This window comes from Klebsiella sp. DY2415, from assembly GCF_026314315.1.
Classification (GTDB): Bacteria; Pseudomonadota; Gammaproteobacteria; order Enterobacterales; family Enterobacteriaceae; genus Klebsiella; species Klebsiella ornithinolytica.
Genome location: NZ_CP111115.1, coordinates 5,078,247 through 5,098,461, shown reverse-complemented (window position 1 = coordinate 5,098,461; position 20,215 = coordinate 5,078,247). Strand labels below are relative to the sequence as shown.

The window sequence follows — 20,215 nt, the reverse complement described above, 5'->3', positions numbered from 1 at the left end:
CTTTCAGGATGCGTCCGATCGCACAACGCAGCAGTGACCTGAATGATGAGTGTATGCCGCTTTCCCCCTTACCCTGAGGTTGATGTGCAGTTAACGAGTTTCACTGATTACGGATTACGGGCGCTGATTTATATGGCCTCGTTGCCGGATGGAAGAATGACCAGTATCTCCGAAGTGACGGAGGTTTACGGCGTTTCCCGTAATCATATGGTAAAAATAATCAATCAGTTAAGTCGTGCTGGCTATGTCATGGCCGTGCGGGGTAAGAACGGGGGGATTCGCCTGGGTAAGCCGGCGAAAACCATTCGGGTTGGCGATGTCGTCCGCGATCTGGAACCGCTGTCGCTGGTCAACTGCAGCAGCGAATTTTGCCATATTACACCCGCCTGTCGCCTGAAAAAGGCGCTGGCTGAAGCGGCGCAAAGTTTTCTCAAGGAACTAGATAACTACACGCTGGCTGATTTGGTTGAAGAAAATCAACCGCTTTATAAATTATTACTGGTGGAGTGACATAAACTCTCATCAGAGATGACAACGGAGGAACCGACATGTCACAAGATCCTTTCCAGGAACGCGAAGCTGAAAAGTATGCGAATCCAATCCCAAGCCGGGAATTTATCCTCGATCATTTAGCAAAACGTGAAAAACCGGCCAGTCGCGACGAGCTGGCGACAGAACTGAATATCGAAGGAGAAGAACAACTCGAGGGGCTGCGACGCCGCCTGCGCGCCATGGAGCGTGACGGGCAGCTGGTCTTTACCCGCCGCCAGTGCTACGCATTGCCGGAGCGTCTCGACCTGCTCAAAGGCACCGTTATCGGCCACCGCGACGGCTATGGCTTCCTGCGCGTCGAAGGGCGTAAAGATGACCTTTATCTCTCTTCCGAGCAGATGAAAATGTGCATCCATGGCGATCAGATCCTCGCGCAGCCGCTGGGCGCGGACCGTAAAGGCCGCCGCGAAGCGCGCGTCGTGCGCATTCTGGTGCCTAAAACCAGCCAGATTGTCGGCCGCTATTTCACCGATGCCGGCGTGGGCTTTGTCGTACCGGACGACAGCCGTCTGAGCTTTGACATCCTGATCCCACCGGAAGAGGTGATGGGCGCGCGAATGGGCTTCGTAGTGGTCGTGGAGCTGACCCAACGCCCGACCCGACGTACTAAAGCGATCGGTAAAATCGTCGAAGTGCTGGGTGACAATATGGGCACCGGCATGGCGGTTGACATGGCGCTGCGCACCCATGAAATCCCTTACACCTGGCCGCCGGCGGTAGAGAAACAGGTTTCGGTGCTGAAAGAGCAGGTGCCGGAAGAGGCGAAAGCGGGCCGCGTGGATTTGCGCGACCTGCCGCTGGTGACTATCGATGGTGAAGATGCCCGCGACTTTGATGACGCCGTTTACTGCGAGAAAAAACGCGGCGGCGGCTGGCGTCTGTGGGTGGCGATTGCCGACGTCAGCTACTATGTCCGTCCTGGTACGCCGCTGGACGCTGAAGCACGCAGCCGCGGTACTTCGGTCTACTTCCCGTCTCAGGTCGTACCGATGCTGCCGGAAGTCCTCTCCAACGGCTTATGTTCCCTGAACCCGCAGGTCGATCGCCTGTGCATGGTCTGCGAGATGACCATTTCGTCCAAGGGACGTCTGACCGGCTACAAGTTCTATGAAGCGGTGATGAGCTCACACGCGCGTCTGACCTACACCAAAGTGTGGCATATGCTGCAGGGTGACCAGGAGCTGCGTGAGCACTATGCGCCGCTGGTGAAGCATATTGAAGAGCTGCATGCGCTTTATAAAGTGCTGGATAGCGCCCGTGAAGAACGCGGCGGGATCTCCTTTGAGAGCGAAGAAGCGAAGTTTATCTTTAACGCTGAACGTCGTATTGAGCGCATTGAGCAGACGCAGCGTAACGATGCGCACAAACTGATCGAAGAGTGCATGATTCTGGCGAACATCTCCGCCGCACGCTTCGTTGAGAAGGCGCTGGAGCCGGCGCTGTTCCGTATCCACGATAAGCCGAGCACCGAAGCGATTACCGCATTCCGTTCCGTACTGGCGGAGCTGGGGCTGGAGCTGCCTGGCGGCAATAAACCAGAGCCGCGTGATTACGCTGAGCTGCTGATCTCGATTGCCGATCGTCCGGATCATGAAATGCTGCAAACGATGCTGCTGCGTTCGATGAAGCAGGCGATATACGACCCGGAAAACCGCGGCCACTTTGGTCTGGCGCTGCAATCTTACGCGCACTTCACTTCGCCGATTCGTCGTTATCCGGACCTGTCGCTGCACCGTGCGATTAAGTACCTGCTGGCGAAAGAGCAGGGCCATAAAGGCAACAGTACCGAAACCGGCGGCTGGCACTACAGCATGGATGAAATGCTGCAGCTGGGGGCACACTGTTCGATGACCGAACGTCGTGCCGACGAAGCTACCCGCGAAGTCTCCGACTGGCTGAAGTGTGACTTTATGCTGGATCAGGTGGGTAACGTCTTTAAAGGTGTGATTGCCAGCGTGACCGGCTTTGGTTTCTTCGTGCGTCTCGATGAACTGTTTATCGATGGTCTGGTGCACGTCTCCTCGCTGGATAACGACTACTATCGTTTCGACCAGGTCGGGCAACGTCTGATCGGTGAGTCGGGCGGCCAGACTTATCGTCTGGGCGATCGCGTGGAAGTCCGCGTGGAAGCGGTCAACATGGACGAACGTAAAATCGACTTCTCGCTGATCTCCAGCGAGCGTGGACCGCGTAACGTCGGCAAGACCGCCCGGGAGAAGACGAAGAAGGCTAACGGCGCCAGCAATAATGCCGGCAAACCGTCCGGCCGTCGCCGTCAGGCCGGCAAACAGGTGAACTTCGAGCCAGACAGCGCGTTCCGTGGTGATAAGGGCAAACCGAAACCAGCGAAAGCGAAGAAAGAGAAGGGCGCGAAAAAACCGTCGGCCAAGACGCAAAAAATAGCGGCGGCGACGAAGGCGAAGCGCGCGGCGAAGAAAAAAGTCGCTGAGTAAGCGCCTCCGGCCCCTCAATCATTTGGGTTGCCGGGAAGCTCCGGCCACATCGATAACAATGTGGCCGGGGAAATGCCTGGCGCCAGCGTCCTGACAGCCCGAAGTATAACGGGTATATAACCCCTTCCAGCCGGAGGGGGTTATTCTTTTTTGCCGTAAGTCATTCCACAACAGAATAGATATTGTTCCTTTCCCCGCCTGTTTCCTGCTTAGTCTGTTTTCAGCAATCGTTATTTATTCTTTTTGATTAGCCATATTTTCTCACTGTGTATAGTGGATTTTACTTTCGCATCACCCCCTTTTTATGTGCAAGGAATCTATATGCATCTGGCCCGTTTTCCCCGTGTGTCACTTGGTCATTTCCCGACTCCGCTTGAGCCGCTGGATAATTTGTCGAAATTATTAGGCGGGCCAAAAATATGGATAAAGCGCGATGATGCGACCGGCCTGGCGAGCGGGGGAAATAAAACCCGCAAGCTGGAATTTTTACTGGCGGATGCGCTGGCGAAAAACGCGGACGTGGTGATTACCCAGGGAGCCACGCAGTCTAACCATGTCCGTCAGACCATTGCCGGCGCGGCGCGTCTTGGCCTGCAGGCTAAAGCGCTGCTGGAACAGCGGGTGACGGATTTTGGCGAGGATTATCAACGCTCCGGCAATGTGTTGCTGGATGAGCTGCTGGGTGGGGAGATCGTTGCTCATCTGCCGGGCGGCAGCGATATGCAGCAGGCGATGGAGGAGTATGCCGCCACGCTGCGTGAACAAGGACACACACCGTATATCATCCCCGGCGGCGGCTCTAACCCTATCGGCGCGCTGGGGTATGTCGCCTGCGCCGAAGAGCTGTTGTATCAGTCATCTCAGCTACGCCTGCGCATCGATCACGTGGTTCACGCCACGGGCAGCACCGGTACTCAGGCAGGGCTGGTGGCGGGCTTTACGGCGACCAACAGCCACGTTCCGGTGCTGGGCATCAGCGTGCGTGCGCCGAAGGCGAAGCAGGAAGAGAACGTCTGGCATCTGGCGGTGAGAACGCTCAACCTGCTGGGCGTGGCGGGCGAGCTACCGCGCAGCGCCGTGGTAGCCAATAGCGATTATGTCGGCGAGGGCTACGGTCTGCCCACCGCGGGAACGCTGGAAGCGCTGACGCTGCTGGCACGCCACGAGGGCATTCTGCTGGATCCGGTCTACTCCGCGAAAGGGATGGCCGGGCTTATCGATCTGATTCGTCAGGGCCACTTTCGTCAGGATGAGAACGTGGTCTTTATCCATACCGGCGGCTCTGCCGGACTGTTCGGCTACCGCCAGCTGTTAGAGGCGCAGACCCGCCATGACTAAACCGTTTCTGCTTGGTGTGCTGGGAGGGATGGGGCCGCTCGCCACCCTGGACTTTCAGCGGCGCCTGCTGGACGCCACGCCGGCGCAGAACGATCGGCAGCAGATCCCTTCGGTGGTGTGGAACGTCCCGCAGATCGCGGACCGGCAAAAGGCGCTGGCGGGAAGCGGGCCGTCGCCACTGCCGCAGCTTATCCATGGTATTGAAAAACTCAATCAGGCCGGGGCCAGCCATATCGCCATCCCTTGTAATACGGCGCATCACTGGTATGACGCCCTCAGTCAGGTGAGCGATGCCCCGATTCTGCACATCGTTGATGCGGCAATAGCCACGCTGGCGCAGCAGGCGGACAAACCCCAGCGGGTGGGGATTATCGCCACGCAAGGCACGCTGGAGGCGGGCTGGTATCAGCGCCAGCTAGCGGCGCAGGGGGTGGAGGTGGTTGAACCGACGGAGCAGGAGCTGGCCCGTTGGTTTGTCCCCGGCTGTTACGCGGTCAAACGCGGTGCGCTGGAAGAGGGGGGCGAGCTGCTGGTGCGCCAGGCCAACGCGCTGTTCACACGCGGCGCGCAAAAGCTGATTCTGGCCTGCACCGAGGTTCCCGTCGCGCTTGCGGCGGTGAAGGCGCCGTTTAATGACCTGACGTTCGATCCGGCCCAGGCGCTGGCCGAGCGATGTTCGCAATTATGGCAAGCCCGTTAAAATCTCACTGAATATGATTGAGTCCGGTTCTTTATCCGGGCGTGAAATTTCCGAACTTTCGAAGGGTAAATATAATGAAAAAAATTCTCTGCTTATTCCTTGCAGCGGGTAGTTTATGGGTCAATGTCAGCTTTGCCGATACCCCGGCCGAAGTCCGGGTGGCTTATAGCGGTGGCTCTCAGGTATTAATGTTGGCGAAGGCCGACGGCTCTCTGGATAAAGCGTTAAACAGTAAAGTGAAGTGGGTGCAGTTTGCCTCTGGCGCCGATGCGTTAAATTATTTCGCCAGCAATGCGATCGATATTGCTAATTTTGGATCCAGCCCGGCAGCGGCGGGGATTGTCAGAAAACTGCCGGTGGAGATTATTGGCGTCTCCGGCGTCATTGCCAGCTATGAGCGGCTGATTGGCAAACAGGGCATCAGCAGCCTTAAAGATATCGAAGGCAAGCGCGTGGCCTATCCACCGAACTCGACGGCGCAGTACGCCCTGGAAGCCGCTATCGAGGTCAACAAACTGGATCGCAGTAAGATCACCCTGCTGCCGCTGCGTCCGGCCGATATGGTCGCGGCCTGGAAGCGCGGCGATATCGATGCCGGCTACGTCTGGGCGCCGTTTGCCCAGGAGCTGGAGTCCTCCGGCGGACACCAGGTCTTCGCCACCAAAGATCTGCAAAAAGATGGCTACCTGATTTACAACAACTACGTGGTGCGTAAAGCCTTTGCCGAGCAATATCCCCAGGTGGTGACCGCCTTCCTGCGCGTTCACCAGCAAAAGGTTGACGAATTTAAGCAAGACCCGGAGCGCGCAGCGGCTATCGTGGCGAAAGAAGTTGGTGCCCCGGTGACCACCGCGGCGAATACGCTTGGCGGCCTGGAATACCCCACGCTGAGCCAACAAGGGACGGCGGCATGGCTGGGTAACGGGACGCAAACCTCCGATAGCGGGATCGGCAAAGCGCTGAGTAAAACCTCCGGCTTCCTCGCGGGGATTGGTGAAATCCGCAAACGCGATATTCCGGCGAACTGGGATGCTGCGATTGATTCACGCTATATCCGCGAAGCGGCGGTAGCCGCGCAATGAGATTGAGCCAACATATCGCTATCAGCATCGTCTCGGTGGCGGTTTTTTTTATCGTCTGGCAGGTGGCGGCGACGCGGCAGTGGGTCGACCCGCTGCTGCTGCCTTCCCTGACGGATATCGGCCTCACCACCGAAGAGCTGCTGGCGGATGGCTATCGTCAGGTGCCGCTGTGGGAGCATATCGCGGTGAGCCTCGCGCGCGCCCTCAGCGCCTTTGCGGTCGCAATTATCATCGGCATTCCGCTGGGGCTGCTGATGGGGCTGTCGGATGGCCTCGCCGCCGTGTTAAACCCGTTTGTGCAGTTCCTGCGTCCATTGCCTAAAATCGCCCTGATCCCGCTGGCCGTGGTCTGGCTGGGGATCGGCGAAGCCTCTAAATTCTTCCTGATATTTATCGCCACCTTTTTAAGCGTGGTGGTCGGAGCCTCTGCCGCCGTCGAGCGGATTGGCCGCTCGCGCATTCGCGTGGCGCAAACCCTCGGCGCTTCGCGTAAGCAAATTTTCCTGCGGGTGGTATTGCCGGATGCGCTCCCCGATCTCTTCACCACCGTCAGGCTGTCAATTGGTATCGGCTGGACCTCGCTGATCGCGGCGGAGATGGTGGCGGCCAGTTCGGGCCTGGGCTGGATGGTGATTAACGCCAGCTCCTATCTGCGTACCGACATCGTCATGCTTGGCATTCTGCTGCTGGGCGGCATTGGCTATCTGCTGGATTTATTGTTGCTGGGGCTACAGCGCCTGTTTGTGCCCTGGGCGGGGAAAGAATAATGAGCGCCATCACGCTGGAAAATGTCTCGCTCTCTTTTGCGGCCAGGCCGCAGCCGTTCACGGTGCTTGAGGATATCAGCCTGTCGCTGAATAAAGGGGAGTTTGTCGTTCTGCTCGGCCCTTCGGGCTGCGGGAAATCTACCATTCTCAACCTGGTGGCCGGGTTTACCCAACCGGACCGGGGGCGTGTGGCGGCGGGCGGCAAACCGGTACGCGCGCCGGGGCCGGATCGCGGCATGATTTTCCAGCAGCCGAATCTGTTCCCGTGGCTGTCGGTGCTGGATAACGTCACCTTTGGCCCGCGGCTAGGCAAATACCGCAAACAGGAGGTCAACGCGCGGGCGCTGGACTGGCTGGGGCGCGTGGGCCTGAAAGGGTTTGAGCATCATGCCCCCTGGCAGCTCTCCGGCGGCATGAAACAGCGCGTGGCGCTGGCGCGCGCCTGGCTACCCGGCCCGGAGGTGCTGCTGCTGGATGAGCCATTCGGCGCGCTGGATGCGCAAACCCGGCTGATGATGCAGGAGCTGCTGCGTGAGGCCTGGCTTTCGACCGGCACCACGCTGCTGTTCGTGACGCACGATGTCGAAGAGGCGCTGTTTCTCGCCGACCGCATTCTGATTATGTCAGCGAAACCGGGAAAAATTGTCGAAGAGATTATCCTGCCCTTCGACCGCGAACGGGATATCGAAACCCTGGCGGAACACCCGCGCTACAGCGAGATTAAGCATCACGTTTTGCACCGGGTGCGCCAGGAGGCAAAACGGCATTTAGGTTAAACGCGACGCCCGGCGGCGGGCAGTTTAATCGGACAAGAGTCGATTTGAACGCTATGTCGGTTATAATAGGCGCAAGTGAAGTGGTTCACGGCCCAATTAACCCGGCGCATACCGCCCCAGATGAGTACCTTTAATGAGTGAAATGATTTACGGCATCCACGCGGTGCAGGCCCTGCTCGAGCGCGCTCCAGAGCGTTTTCAGGAAGTTTATATTCTGAAAGGCCGCGAGGATAAACGCCTGCTGCCGCTGATCCATGCGCTGGAAGCGCAGGGCGTGGTGATTCAGGTGGCTAACCGTCAGTTTCTTGACGAGAAAAGCGAAGGTGCCGTGCATCAGGGGATTATTGCCCGGGTGAAGCCGGGACGTCAGTATCAGGAGAACGATCTCCCGGACCTGCTTGCCTCGCTTGAGCAGCCGTTCCTGCTGATCCTCGATGGCGTCACCGATCCGCACAACCTCGGCGCCTGCCTGCGTAGCGCCGATGCCGCCGGAGTACACGCGGTGATTGTACCGCGCGACCGTTCCGCCCAGCTGAACGCGACCGCGAAAAAAGTGGCCTGCGGCGCGGCGGAAAATGTCCCGCTGATCCGCGTCACCAACCTCGCGCGCACCATGCGCCTGCTGCAGGAAGAGAATGTCTGGATCGTCGGCACCGCGGGTGAAGCGGACCATACCCTGTTCCAGAGCAAAATGACCGGCCCGATGGCGCTGGTCATGGGGGCGGAAGGGGAAGGGATGCGTCGTCTGACCCGTGAACATTGCGATGAGTTAATCAGTATCCCGATGGCGGGCAGCGTCTCTTCATTGAACGTTTCTGTCGCGACCGGGATTTGCCTGTTTGAAGCGGTGCGCCAGCGTAGCTGATATGTTTGCCGGGTGGCGACTGCGCCTTACCCGGCCTCCAGAACCGTAGGCCCGGCAAGCTTGCGCCGCCGGGCAATTTTGTCACTCATCCAGCGACCGCAAATGGTCGTTTTTCTTCAGCGTCATCAGCGCGAAAATACTCACCACCGCCGTTGCCATCACGTAATAAGCCGGAATATCGAGGTTCCCCGTCTGCTTAATCAGACCGGTGATAATCAGCCCTGCGCATCCCGAGAAAATCGCGTTCGACAGTGAATACGCCAGCCCAAGCCCGGTGTAACGTACTTTGGTCGGGAACATCTCTGACAGCATCGCGGGTCCTGGGCCCGCCAGCATGCCGACTAATCCCCCGGCCACCAACACGACCAGCGCTTTTACCAGCAGCGTGCTGGATTCCGCCTGCAGAATTTTCAGCAGCGGGAGCGCCAGAATGAGCAGCAGCACGGCGGCAACCACCATCACGTTGCGGCGTCCCCATTTATCGCTAAGTATCCCGGCGGGCAGAATCGTCATGGCGAAACCAATATTGGAGATCACCGCAATCAGCAATGCCTGATTAAAACCGGTATGCAGCGAGGATTGCAGATAGGCGGGCATAATCACCAGATAGGTGTACCCCGCAGCGGACCAGACCATCAGGCGGCCAATGCCGGTCAGAATGGCCTTCAGCGTCTGGCCGACGTTCGCCGTGGGCTGCGGATACTGTTGTTGCTGCTTCTGCTGACGGAGAAAGCCCGGCGTCTCTTCCATCTTCACCCGTAGCCAGAGCGCCACGCCACCCATCGGTATGGCGAGGAAGAAGGGCAGGCGCCAGCCCCAGGCGTACAGCTCCTCCGGGCTCAGAACGACTGAAATCAACGCCACGATGCCCGCCCCCGCCAGCAGCCCTAATGCCACGGTAAAGGATTGCCAGGCGCCATACAGCCCGCGTTTGCCGCGTGGGGCGAACTCGGTCATCAGCGATACCGCGCCGCCATACTCACCGCCGGCAAACAGGCCCTGAAGAATGCGCAGTCCCGTCAGAATCAGCGGTGCTGCAATCCCGATACTGGCATAAACCGGCGCCAGGCCAATGGCTGTCGTCGCCAGGGTCATCATTACCAGCACGATAATCAGCGTGGGCTTACGGCCAATACGATCGCCGATCCGACCAAAAATAATGGCGCCTAACGGGCGGAAGAAGAAAGCGATCGCGAACGACGCGTAGGTCAGAATCAGGCCGGTCAGCGGCGCTTCCCCTGCAAGCTGAAAGAAGTTGCGGGCGATAACCGTCGCCAGGAAGCCATATACCGCGAACTCGTACCATTCAATAAAGTTGCCGATAGAGCCGGCGATCAGCGCGCGTTTATGCGCGCCCATTGTGGTTGTTACGGTCTGCATAAATCATCCTGATATGAGCAAAAAAGTTACAAATGAATAAACTATTCCATACATTTCCTATTATGAAATTTAAAATTCTTGTGGCTGTGATGGGCTTCACGAAGGGGCAGATGGTTTATTTGTGACCGGACTCGCGGGCGATGTCCGGTGAGGGTAGCCATACTGAATAGTAATGCCAATGACGCAAGGAGACAGTATGGCCTGGCAAACGCATACCGTGTTCAATCAGCCTGCGCCGCTGATGAACAGCAATTTATTTCTGTCGGATAGTGCGCTGCGTGAAGCCGTAACGCGCGAAGGGGCCGGATGGGACAGTGATTTACTGGCCAGTATCGGCCAACAGCTGGGGGCGGCGGAGTCGCTGGAGCTGGGGAGACTGGCGAACAGTAATCCGCCGGAGCTGCTGCGCTACGATGCGACCGGTAGCCGGCTTGATGATGTCCGGTTTCACCCTGCCTGGCACTTGTTGATGCAGGGGCTGTGTGCCAACCGGGTACATAACCTTGCCTGGCAGGAGGAAGCCCGCGCAGGCGCCTTTGTCGCGCGCGCCGCCCGCTTTATGCTGCATGCGCAGGTGGAAGCGGGGACGCTGTGTCCGGTCACCATGACCTTTGCGGCTACGCCACTGTTACAGCAGGCGCTACCCACACCTTTTAGCGACTGGCTGCCCCCCTTGCTGAGCGACCGCTACGATCCGCATCTGGCGCCGGGCGCTCAGAAACGTGGGGTGCTAATTGGCATGGGGATGACGGAAAAGCAGGGGGGATCTGATGTCCTGATCAATACCACCCGGGCGGAAAAAACTGCCGAAGGTTTTTATCATCTGGTCGGTCACAAATGGTTTTTCTCGGTTCCGCAAAGCGATGCGCACCTGGTTCTCGCTCAGGCGCCGGAAGGTCTCTCCTGCTTTTTCGTGCCCCGTCTGCTTCCCGACGGTCAGCGCAATGCGCTGCATCTGGAGCGGCTGAAAGATAAGCTCGGCAACCGCTCGAATGCCAGCAGCGAAGTCGAATTCGTTGAAGCCTGCGGCTGGCTGGTGGGTGAAGAGGGCGATGGCGTTCGGCAAATCCTCAAAATGGGCGGGCTCACCCGTTTCGACTGCGCGCTCGGCAGCCACGCCTTAATGCGTCGGGCCTATTCGGTGGCGCTCTATCACGCGCTGCAGCGCCAGGCATTCGGTAAGAATCTGGTCGATCAGCCGATGATGCGTCAGGTGCTGGGCCAGATGGCGCTGCGCCTTGAAGGGCAGACCGCCTTTCTATTCCGTCTGGCGCGGGCGTGGGATAGCCGTGATGACGCCAGAGAGGTCCTCTGGGCACGCTTATTTACGCCGGCGGCGAAGTTTGCCATCTGCAAATCCGGGATTCCGTTCGTCGCAGAGGCGATGGAGGTGCTGGGCGGGATTGGCTACTGTGAAGAGAGCGAGCTGCCGCGCCTGTATCGTGAGATGCCGGTCAATAGTATCTGGGAAGGCTCAGGCAATATCATGTGTCTGGACGTGATGCGGGTACTCGGTAAACATCCGGCGGCGCTGGAGCTGCTGGCGGCGGAGTGCGCAGAGGTGAAGGGGCAGAATCGCCATTTCGACCGTACGTGGCGGCAGTTGCACCAGCTGCTACGGCGGCCTGCGGAAGAGCAGGGTAGAGAGATAGCCCGCCGGGTTTATATGCTCGGCGTCGGTGCGCAGATGCTACGCTACGCCTCGCCGCCGCTGGCGGAGGCCTGGTGTCGCATGATGCTCGACACGCGCGGCGGTATGCGGCTGGATGAGCCGACGCTGGAGGATTTACTGCTACGTGCGATGGGGCGTGGACGTCAGGCGCCTCAGGCGTAAATAATGGCCTGGACTCGCCAGTTATCCGGCTGCTGCTCCTCGTACATCTGTACGATGCGATACCACGATGCGCCTTGTTCATCGGCCTTTACGGCGATGGCATGCTCGACGTCCTGCTGGCTGCCGGCAATATTATTGACCGAGATCAGGCCAATTTCATTGAGGCCGGTGACGCAGTCCGCGCTGGCGAATTCCGCTGACTGTGCGCAGGTGTTTGCTGTCGCTGTGGTCAGCAGCAGAGCGGGTAGGGTAAAAGATCGTTTCATCGTCGTCAGCTCCATTTCACGTAGTCCCGAGGGCAGTCCGTTGCTAACGTCCTGCCAGGTTGGCTGGCCGAACGTTATTATGCACAGGAGAACGTGAATGGACGCAAAGCAGTGTAAAGCTGGCTAAAAGACGGTGTACCGCTATTTACGGTACAGAATCGCTTGCGAATACCACTGGCCGGGAACCATGGTGTCATCAATCATGATGATGACGTAGTAATCCGCTTTAGCCGTTTCTGCCTTCGCTTTCAACGCCGCTTCGACATCCATCGGCGAACCGTACATCAACACGCTCACCGTCCCCATTTTTTGTAGCCCTGTCGTCTGGTTACGGTGAATCTCTTGCGGATGGTCGGTTGCGGGTGGTGGCGCTTCTGGCGTCCCTTGCAGGGCACTACAACCGCTCAGTGCGATAGCCAGAAACCACGGTGTTAACCTGCGCATAACCATATCTCGTTTCCTGATAGTCATAGTGTAGTGGTAGCCTGAATGTCATTTCCGGGGAATGTTCCCGAAGTGTTATCTCTGACGCGATTTTCGAAGGAAAATATCGTGAAAGCGTAACCGAGTTCTCAACATTATGAATCATGGCGAACCTGGTTTCTTGCTGAATATGTCAGCCTATGACATACCCTCATTTTAGTGAAAGGAGATGGTCAATGATTGCTCTCGAAATACGTCGTCTGGCGGGGGGCGAAGTGCTACATGCCTGCCCGCAGTATGCACTGGATAAGCCATTGCCCTGCATCATCTTTTATCACGGCTTTACCTCCTCAAAGCTGGTGTACAGCTACTTCGCCGTAGCGCTGGCGGAAGCCGGTTTTCGGGTCATTATGCCCGATGCGCCAGAGCATGGCGCACGTTACGATGGCGATGATCGCGGACGAATGCAGCGCTTCTGGCCGATTTTACTGCAAAATTTTGCCGAGTTTCCGGCCTTGCGCGAGGCGGTTATCGGGCAGGGCTGGGTTGAAGGGGATCGTCTGGCGGTCGCCGGGGCATCAATGGGCGGCATGACGGCGCTGGGAATAATGACCCACCATCCGGAACTAAAAAGCGTGGCTTGTCTGATGGGCTCCGGCTATTTTACCAAGCTCTCGCAGAGCCTGTTCCCTTCGCCTGCCGTCAGTGCCGAACGGTTGGCTGAGTGGGATGTCACTCAGCAGCTCAGCACGCTGGCCAACAGACCGCTATTGCTCTGGCACGGCGAGGAAGATGACGTGGTGCCGCCTGAAGGTACCTTCAGGCTCCAGCAGGCGCTGCGGCAAAACGATCTGGATACTCACCTGACCTGCATCTGGCAAAAAGGGGTTCGCCACCGGATAACGCCGGAGGCGTTAGCGGCGACGGTGGCATTTTTTCAGCGCAGCCTTTAAACGCGAATGACCTGAACACCCTGATCCTCAAGCTGCTTGAGGATCGCTTCATCCGCCTGTTTTCCGGTAATCACCAGGTCGATTTGCCCGGCCTGGCTGAACAGCATTCCGGCGCGTTCGCCAACTTTGCTGCTATCTACCAGCACCGCGAGTTTGCCAACGACGTTAAGCATTTTTTGCTCGGCCATCGCGGTAAGCATATCGGTTTTATATAGCCCTTCGGCGGTCAGCCCTTTGCCGCTGGTGAACATCCAGTGCCCGGCATACAGGCTATTTTCACTGCCCTGCGGGCTCAAGGTGATGGAGTGGCTACGGTTATACTGTCCACCCATAATGATGACGCTGTCGTGTTCCTGGTCGATCAGGTAATTGGCCAGCGGCAGATAGTTAGTAATGATCTGTACTGGCTTACCGCACAGCTCTTGCCCCAGCAGGAATGCGGTAGAGCCGCAGTTGATGACGATGCTTTCGCCCGGGTTAACCAGTTGCGAAGCCGCCCGCGCAATGCGTACTTTCTCGTCGTGGTTTTGGGCCTGGTGAATGTTCATCGGCGACCAGCGCGGGCGCTGCTCGCTGATGGCTTCAGCGCCATTGCGGACTTTTTTCAGCTTACCGCTTTCGTCGAGTTTATTGATATCGCGTCGTGCCGTTGCCGGAGAAATTCCCAGCCGGGAAATCACCTGCTCCACGGTGACAAATCCCGTTTGTGCCAGCAAATCCAGTAAAATTTGATGTCTTTGCGCTTCCGTCATGAGCAAATCCGATTAAAAGTGATAAGCAAAGATGATATTTGAAATCAGGTGAAAATACTAATGCTGACGGGATAATTTCCGGCGAGGGGGCAAGGACTTCCGCTCGCCGGATGAATCTTACAGGAATGACTTGAAAGGCAGGTCCGGTTCCATGGTAAAGCAGTCGTCGAATCCGCGCGGATAGTGGTATTCGAAGTTGTCTTTATCCAGTGGCCAGGTGAATTTCCCACCCACCTGCCAGATGAAAGGCTTAAAGCCATACTTCAGGCGGTCTTTCTTCATCTCCCACAGAACGCGTATTTCCTGCGGATCAGCCTGGAAATTTGACCAGATATCGTGGTGGAACGGGATGACTACTTTGGTGTTCAGAGACTCGGCCATGCGCAGGATATCGGCGCTGGTCATTTTGTCGGTGATACCACGCGGGTTCTCGCCATAGGACCCCAGCGCCACGTCGATCTGGTGTTCGTTACCGTGTTTCGCATAGTAGTTGGAGTAGTGAGAATCGCCGCTATGATACAGATTACCGCCCGGCGTTTTGAACAAGTAGTTTACCGCGCGCTCATCCATTCCGTCCGGCAGCACGCCAGCCGCTTTTTGAGCCGCAGGTAAGGTTATCAGGGCGGTACGGTCAAAAGCGTCGAGCGCGTGGATTTCAACATCTTTTATTTTTACGACATCGCCCGGTTTCATCACGATGCAGCGCTCTTTCGGGACGCCCCAGCCAATCCACAGATCGACGCAGGTTTGCGGGCCGATAAACGGCACGTCATCCGCACAGTTTTGCATGACGGCGGCAGCAACGTTTACATCAATGTGATCGTTATGATCGTGTGTGGACAGCACCGCATCAATCTGGCGAATAGCAAAGGGATCCAGTACAAACGGAGTGGTACGCAGGTTTGGCTGGAGCTTCTTAACGCCTGCCATACGCTGCATCTGATGGCCTGCTTTCATCAGTGGGTTCCCGTGGCTTTGTTTGCCGGTACCGCACCAGAAATCGACGCAGATATTGGCTCCGCCTTCGGATTTCAGCCAGATGCCCGTACAACCCAACCACCACATAGCAAAAGTGCCAGGCGCAACCTGCTCTTGTTCAATTTCTTCATTCAGCCAGCTGCCCCACTCTGGAAAAGTATTCAGGATCCATGACTCGCGGGTGATGGTTTGTACTTTACTCATTGATTTTTACCTCACGTTTTGTCAAAAGAAATCATTTGTTGATTCATTTTGATAAATACTGGCATCATTTTTTCAGGATTGCAATCCTGCATTTCGCCATCTACGAGATGTTTTTGGTAGGTGAATGGGAGGTAAATGCTTGTTTCATGATGCCTTCATGTCATCATTTAATTGATTTATATTGATTATTTTGTGATTTTAGAAAATGAGAATTAATACGGTAACGGTTTGAATGATTATTTGCGGCGTGTGTCACACTTAATCAAATATAATCTTGTTGTGATTACTTTTGATTATTAGAGTGATTGCAACAACAAACCCTGGGCGTAGCGTGCGTTCAGAGATTCCACCTTCTGGAGTGTGTTATGGAGATTCTCTACAACATCTTTACCGTTTTCTTTAATCAGGTGATGACCAACGCCCCTCTGCTGCTGGGGATCGTGACGTGCCTGGGCTATATCCTGCTGCGTAAAAGCGCCAGCGTGATTGTAAAAGGTACGATTAAAACGATTATCGGTTTTATGTTGTTGCAGGCAGGGTCCGGCATTCTGACCAGTACCTTTAAACCCGTCGTCGCGAAAATGTCTGAGGTTTACGGCATCAACGGTGCTATCTCCGATACCTATGCCTCTATGATGGCGACCATTGAGCGGATGGGGGAGGCCTACAGCTGGGTGGGCTATGCCGTGCTGTTAGCTCTGGCGCTGAATATTTGTTACGTATTGCTGCGGCGCATTACCGGTATTCGCACCATCATGCTGACCGGGCACATCATGTTCCAGCAGGCGGGGCTGATTGCCGTCTCTTTCTATATCTTCGGGTATCCGATGTGGACGACTATTATCTGCACGGCGGTACTGGTGTCTCTCTATTGGGGCATTACCTCCAACATGATGTACAAGCCGACCCAGGAAGTTACCGACGGCTGCGGATTCTCCATCGGACATCAGCAGCAGTTCGCCTCATGGATTGCTTATAAGGTCGCACCTTATCTGGGGAAAAAAGAAGAGAGCGTTGAAGATCTTAAGCTGCCAGGCTGGCTGAATATTTTCCACGACAACATCGTTTCCACGGCTATTGTAATGACCATTTTCTTTGGTGCGATCCTGCTCTCCTTCGGCATCGACACCGTCCAGGCGATGGCGGGAAAAACTCACTGGACGGTGTATATCCTGCAAACTGGTTTTTCGTTCGCCGTCGCTATTTTTATTATCACTCAGGGCGTGCGTATGTTCGTCGCCGAACTTTCCGAGGCGTTCAACGGGATCTCCCAACGCCTGATCCCCGGTGCCGTGCTGGCGATTGACTGTGCGGCGATTTATAGCTTTGCGCCGAACGCCGTTGTCTGGGGCTTTATGTGGGGCACCATTGGCCAGCTTATCGCTGTCGCTATCCTGGTGGGCTTCGGCTCTTCCATCCTGATTATTCCGGGCTTTATTCCGATGTTCTTCTCGAACGCGACTATCGGCGTCTTTGCGAACCACTTTGGCGGCTGGCGCGCGGCGCTCAAGATTTGTCTGGTGATGGGGATGATTGAAATTTTCGGCTGCGTCTGGGCGGTGAAGCTCACCGGTATGAGCGCCTGGATGGGCATGGCGGACTGGTCAATTCTGGCGCCGCCGATGATGCAGGGCTTTGCCTCTATCGGTATCGCGTTTATGACCGTCATCATCATTATTGCACTGGCATATATGTTCTTCGCAGGACGCACGCTGCGTGCTGAAGAGGACGCGGAAAAACAACTGGCAGATGCTTCTGCTCAATAAGGAGTTTTGACTATGACCGTACGTATTCTGGCTGTATGTGGCAACGGGCAAGGAAGTTCCATGATCATGAAGATGAAAGTGGACCAGTTTTTGACTCAATCAAATATTGATCACTCAGTGAACAGTTGCGCGGTGGGTGAATACAAAAGTGAATTAAGCGGCGCGGATATCATCATCGCCTCTACTCATATTGCCGGGGAGATTACTGTCTCCGGCAACAAATACGTGGTCGGCGTGCGCAACATGCTATCGCCTGCGGATTTTGGCCCAAAACTGCTGGAAGTGATCAAAGAACATTTCCCACAGGATGTGAAGTAAGGACGCCAAATGAAATTACGTGATTCGCTTGTCGAGAATAACTCCATTCTTTTGCAGGCAGATGCCAGTACCTGGCAGGAAGCCGTAAAGCTAAGCGTTGATTTATTGGTGAAGGCTGACGTGGTTGAGCCGCGCTACTACCAGGCCATTCTGGATGGCGTTGCCCAGCATGGGCCCTACTTTGTGATTGCGCCCGGTCTGGCGATGCCGCACGGACGCCCGGAAGAGGGGGTTAAGAAAACGGGCTTTGCGCTGGTGACGCTGAGGAAGCCGCTGGCTTTCAACCATGAGGATAACGACCCGGTCGACATCCTGATCACCATGGCGGCCGTTGATACCAATACCCATCAGGAGGTGGGCATCATGCAGATCGTCAATCTGTTTGACGATGAAGCGAATTTCGACCGTTTACGTGCCTGCCGCACCGTGCAGGAAGTACTGAATTTAATTGATAACGCCACGACGGCGGCCTTCTAAAAGGAGCATCAAATGTCATTACCTATGTTGCAGGTTGCGCTGGATAATCAATCAATGTCTTCCGCGTATGAAACGACACGCCTGATTGCCGATGAAGTGGATATTATTGAAGTTGGCACCATTCTTTGTATTGCCGAGGGCGTACGCGCCGTGCGCGACCTGAAAGCACTCTATCCCCACAAAATCGTGCTGGCGGACGCCAAAATTGCCGATGCCGGCAAAATTCTCTCTCGGATGTGCTTTGAAGCGCATGCCGACTGGGTGACTGTTATCTGCTGTGCAGATATCAACACCACCAAAGGTGCGCTGGATGTGGCGAAAGAATTTAACGGTGATGTACAGATCGAACTAACCGGCTACTGGACCTGGGAGCAGGCGCAGGAATGGCGCGATGCGGGCATTCAACAAGTGGTTTATCACCGTAGCCGCGATGCGCAGGCCGCTGGCGTAGCGTGGGGGGAGGCGGATATCAGCGCCATCAAGCGCTTGTCCGACATGGGCTTTAAAGTCACCGTTACCGGCGGCCTGGCGCTGGAAGATCTGCCGCTGTTCCAGGGTATTCCGATTCACGTCTTTATTGCCGGTCGCAGCATTCGCGACGCAGCTTCCCCGGTAGAAGCTGCACGGCAGTTTAAACGTTCTATTGCCCAGCTATGGGGCTAAGGAGCGGTTATGTTGTCGAAAAAAATTCCGCTCGGCATCTATGAAAAGGCGCTCCCTGCCGGGGGACGCTGGCTGGATCGTTTGCGACTGGCGAAAAAACTCGGTTTTGACTTTGTCGAAATGTCGGTGGATGAAACTGACGCTCGGCTGGAACGGCTTGACTGGAGCCGGGAGCAGCGCCTGGAGCTAGTCAATGCGATTGCTGAAACCGGGGTACGGGTGCCCTCTATGTGCCTCAGCGCCCACCGGCGCTTCCCGCTTGGTAGCGAAGATGACGCGGTACGGGCGCAGGGGCTGGAGATCATGCGCAAAGCCATTCAGCTGGCGCAGGATGTAGGCATTCGGGTGATTCAGCTTGCGGGTTATGACGTTTACTACCAGGAAGCCAACAACGAGACGCGCCGTCGTTTCCGGGATGGCCTGAAAGAGAGCGTCGAAATGGCGAGCCGCGCGCAGGTGACGCTGGCGATGGAGATTATGGATTACCCGCTGATGAACTCGATCAGTAAGGCGCTGGGCTACGCACACTACCTGAATAATCCGTGGTTCCAGCTCTATCCGGATATCGGCAACCTGTCAGCATGGGATAACGATGTGCAGATGGAGCTACAGGCCGGGATGGGTCATATCGTGGCGGTACATGTGAAGGATACTAAACCCGGCGTCTTTAAAAACGTCCCGTTTGGTGAAGGGGTCGTTGATTTCGAGCGTTGCTTTGAAACGCTCAAACAAACCGGCTACTGCGGACCCTACCTGATTGAAATGTGGAGCGAAACGACCGACGATCCGGCAGCGGAGGTGGCGAAAGCCCGCGATTGGGTGATGGCGCGGATGGCCAGTGCCGGGCTGGTGGAGGCGGCATAATGCAAAAAATTAAGCAGCAGGTTTTTGAAGCCAACATGGATTTACCGCGCTACGGCCTGGTGACCTTTACCTGGGGTAACGTTAGCGCGATCGATCGCGAACGCGGGCTGGTGGTAATTAAGCCTGGCGGTGTGGCCTATGAGACGATGAAAGTGAACGATATGGTGGTTGTGGATCTGCAGGGTAACGTGGTGGAAGGACGGTATCGTCCTTCTTCCGATACCGCCACCCATCTTGCGCTCTATCGCCGCTATCCGAGCCTTGGCGGCGTGGTGCATACCCACTCGACACACGCGACGGCCTGGGCGCAGGCCGGGCTGGCCATTCCCGCGCTGGGAACGACCCACGCAGACTACTTCTTTGGCGATATCCCCTGCACCAGGGCGTTGAGCCCGCGGGAAGTCGAAGAGGCTTATGAACTGAACACCGGGCTCGTGATCATCGAAACGCTGGGCGAGATAGACCCGCTCCTTACGCCGGGGATTGTGGTGTATCAACACGGACCTTTTACCTGGGGTAAAGATGCGCACGATGCGGTGCATAACGCGGTGGTGATGGAAGAAGTGGCGCGGATGGCGTGGATTGCTCGCGGAATCAATCCGCTGCTCAAGCCGATCGATAGCTGGCTGATGGACAAACACTTTATGCGAAAGCACGGACCAAATGCCTATTACGGGCAAAAGTAAGTCATGTGCTCCGGAGCCATTCATCTTGATGATGAATTAACCGGTCTGCTCCGGAGCCATTTTCGTATTGTTGGCAAACGCATGCCAGCAAGCGTCCGTTCACAAATTATCGCTTCGG

At 56.4% G+C, this 20,215-nt stretch carries 21 protein-coding genes; 16 read left to right on the top strand and 5 right to left on the bottom strand.

Annotation, left to right across the window (positions count from 1 at the left end; translation table 11 throughout):
• Positions 1-84 precede the first annotated feature (84 nt).
• The 8 genes from nsrR (at position 85) to rlmB (ending at position 8,533) form a co-directional block, all read left to right on the top strand.
• Positions 85-510: a nitric oxide-sensing transcriptional repressor NsrR gene (gene nsrR, locus OQV00_RS24140; RefSeq protein WP_004857051.1), complete on the top strand. Its 426-nt coding sequence runs from the start codon at positions 85-87 to the stop codon at positions 508-510.
• A gap of 38 nt (positions 511-548) precedes the next feature.
• A complete protein-coding gene (rnr, locus tag OQV00_RS24135; RefSeq protein WP_004857054.1) occupies positions 549-3,005 on the top strand; it encodes a ribonuclease R in 2,457 nt (818 codons plus the stop codon).
• Between the two features lie 321 nt (positions 3,006-3,326).
• Positions 3,327-4,343: a D-cysteate sulfo-lyase gene (gene cuyA / locus OQV00_RS24130; RefSeq protein ID WP_004857057.1), complete on the top strand. Its 1,017-nt coding sequence runs from the start codon at positions 3,327-3,329 to the stop codon at positions 4,341-4,343.
• Positions 4,336-5,043 carry a cysteate racemase gene (gene cuyB, locus OQV00_RS24125; protein ID WP_266279545.1) on the top strand — a complete coding sequence of 236 codons (708 nt, stop codon included), beginning with the start codon at positions 4,336-4,338 and terminating at the stop codon, positions 5,041-5,043. Before cuyA ends, cuyB begins: the two co-directional genes overlap by 8 nt.
• A 74-nt stretch (positions 5,044-5,117) precedes the next feature.
• Positions 5,118-6,125, top strand: coding sequence for a taurine ABC transporter substrate-binding protein (locus tag OQV00_RS24120; protein ID WP_077266794.1), 1,008 nt, complete (start codon positions 5,118-5,120; stop codon positions 6,123-6,125).
• Positions 6,122-6,892 carry an ABC transporter permease gene (locus tag OQV00_RS24115; RefSeq protein WP_004857068.1) on the top strand — a complete coding sequence of 257 codons (771 nt, stop codon included), beginning with the start codon at positions 6,122-6,124 and terminating at the stop codon, positions 6,890-6,892. The genes OQV00_RS24120 and OQV00_RS24115 overlap by 4 nt, the downstream gene beginning before the upstream one ends.
• On the top strand, positions 6,892-7,668 hold the full coding sequence (locus tag OQV00_RS24110; RefSeq protein WP_004857070.1) for an ABC transporter ATP-binding protein: 777 nt from the start codon (positions 6,892-6,894) through the stop codon (positions 7,666-7,668). Before OQV00_RS24115 ends, OQV00_RS24110 begins: the two co-directional genes overlap by 1 nt.
• Positions 7,669-7,801: 133 nt before the next feature.
• A complete protein-coding gene (gene rlmB / locus OQV00_RS24105) occupies positions 7,802-8,533 on the top strand; it encodes a 23S rRNA (guanosine(2251)-2'-O)-methyltransferase RlmB (RefSeq protein ID WP_004857074.1) in 732 nt (243 codons plus the stop codon).
• A gap of 81 nt (positions 8,534-8,614) precedes the next feature.
• Here the strand turns inward: rlmB and OQV00_RS24100 are convergent, their stop codons facing one another.
• On the bottom strand, positions 8,615-9,913 hold the full coding sequence (locus OQV00_RS24100; protein WP_266279543.1) for an MFS transporter: 1,299 nt from the start codon (positions 9,911-9,913) through the stop codon (positions 8,615-8,617).
• Positions 9,914-10,109: 196 nt separating this feature from the next.
• On the opposite strand from OQV00_RS24100, the gene OQV00_RS24095 reads away from it, so the two are divergent.
• Positions 10,110-11,747: an isovaleryl-CoA dehydrogenase gene (locus OQV00_RS24095; RefSeq protein WP_004857079.1), complete on the top strand. Its 1,638-nt coding sequence runs from the start codon at positions 10,110-10,112 to the stop codon at positions 11,745-11,747.
• On the opposite strand, the gene yjfN is transcribed toward OQV00_RS24095, so the two are convergent.
• Positions 11,738-12,013: a DUF1471 family protease activator YjfN gene (yjfN, locus tag OQV00_RS24090; protein WP_266279541.1), complete on the bottom strand. Its 276-nt coding sequence runs from the start codon at positions 12,011-12,013 to the stop codon at positions 11,738-11,740. The two genes, OQV00_RS24095 and yjfN, sit on opposite strands and share 10 nt — an antisense overlap.
• Positions 12,014-12,154: 141 nt before the next feature.
• Positions 12,155-12,463 (bottom strand): biofilm peroxide resistance protein BsmA, encoded by a 309-nt coding sequence (gene bsmA / locus OQV00_RS24085; RefSeq protein WP_004857084.1) that lies wholly within the window; start codon positions 12,461-12,463, stop codon positions 12,155-12,157.
• A 209-nt stretch (positions 12,464-12,672) separates the two neighbouring features.
• On the opposite strand from bsmA, the gene yjfP reads away from it, so the two are divergent.
• Complete coding sequence (gene yjfP / locus OQV00_RS24080) at positions 12,673-13,389, top strand: esterase (RefSeq protein WP_015585325.1); 717 nt, start codon at positions 12,673-12,675, stop codon at positions 13,387-13,389.
• Here the strand turns inward: yjfP and ulaR are convergent.
• Positions 13,386-14,141, bottom strand: a complete 756-nt coding sequence (gene ulaR / locus OQV00_RS24075; protein WP_004128109.1) for an HTH-type transcriptional regulator UlaR — start codon at positions 14,139-14,141, stop codon at positions 13,386-13,388. The genes yjfP and ulaR overlap by 4 nt on opposite strands.
• Positions 14,142-14,258: 117 nt before the next feature.
• Positions 14,259-15,323, bottom strand: coding sequence for an L-ascorbate 6-phosphate lactonase (ulaG, locus tag OQV00_RS24070; RefSeq protein WP_015585323.1), 1,065 nt, complete (start codon positions 15,321-15,323; stop codon positions 14,259-14,261).
• 365 nt (positions 15,324-15,688) lie between these two features.
• Between ulaG and ulaA the strand changes: the two genes are divergently transcribed.
• Genes ulaA through OQV00_RS24040 form a run of 6 tightly spaced genes read left to right on the top strand, consistent with a single transcriptional unit; the run spans position 15,689 to position 20,097 of the window.
• Entirely contained in the window at positions 15,689-17,089 is a 1,401-nt protein-coding gene (ulaA, locus tag OQV00_RS24065; protein ID WP_015585322.1) for a PTS ascorbate transporter subunit IIC, read from the top strand.
• Positions 17,090-17,101: 12 nt separating this feature from the next.
• Positions 17,102-17,407 carry a PTS ascorbate transporter subunit IIB gene (gene ulaB / locus OQV00_RS24060; protein WP_004857097.1) on the top strand — a complete coding sequence of 102 codons (306 nt, stop codon included), beginning with the start codon at positions 17,102-17,104 and terminating at the stop codon, positions 17,405-17,407.
• Between the two features lie 9 nt (positions 17,408-17,416).
• The gene (gene ulaC, locus OQV00_RS24055; protein WP_266279539.1) at positions 17,417-17,884 is read left to right on the top strand and encodes a PTS ascorbate transporter subunit IIA; all 468 of its coding nucleotides are present in this window, start codon (positions 17,417-17,419) and stop codon (positions 17,882-17,884) included.
• Positions 17,885-17,896: 12 nt separating this feature from the next.
• Complete coding sequence (gene ulaD, locus OQV00_RS24050; protein WP_015585320.1) at positions 17,897-18,547, top strand: 3-keto-L-gulonate-6-phosphate decarboxylase UlaD; 651 nt, start codon at positions 17,897-17,899, stop codon at positions 18,545-18,547.
• Positions 18,548-18,556: 9 nt separating this feature from the next.
• Positions 18,557-19,411: an L-ribulose-5-phosphate 3-epimerase gene (locus OQV00_RS24045; RefSeq protein ID WP_044349736.1), complete on the top strand. Its 855-nt coding sequence runs from the start codon at positions 18,557-18,559 to the stop codon at positions 19,409-19,411.
• Positions 19,411-20,097, top strand: a complete 687-nt coding sequence (locus OQV00_RS24040) for an L-ribulose-5-phosphate 4-epimerase (RefSeq protein ID WP_004857111.1) — start codon at positions 19,411-19,413, stop codon at positions 20,095-20,097. The genes OQV00_RS24045 and OQV00_RS24040 overlap by 1 nt, the downstream gene beginning before the upstream one ends.
• Positions 20,098-20,215: the final 118 nt, after the last annotated feature.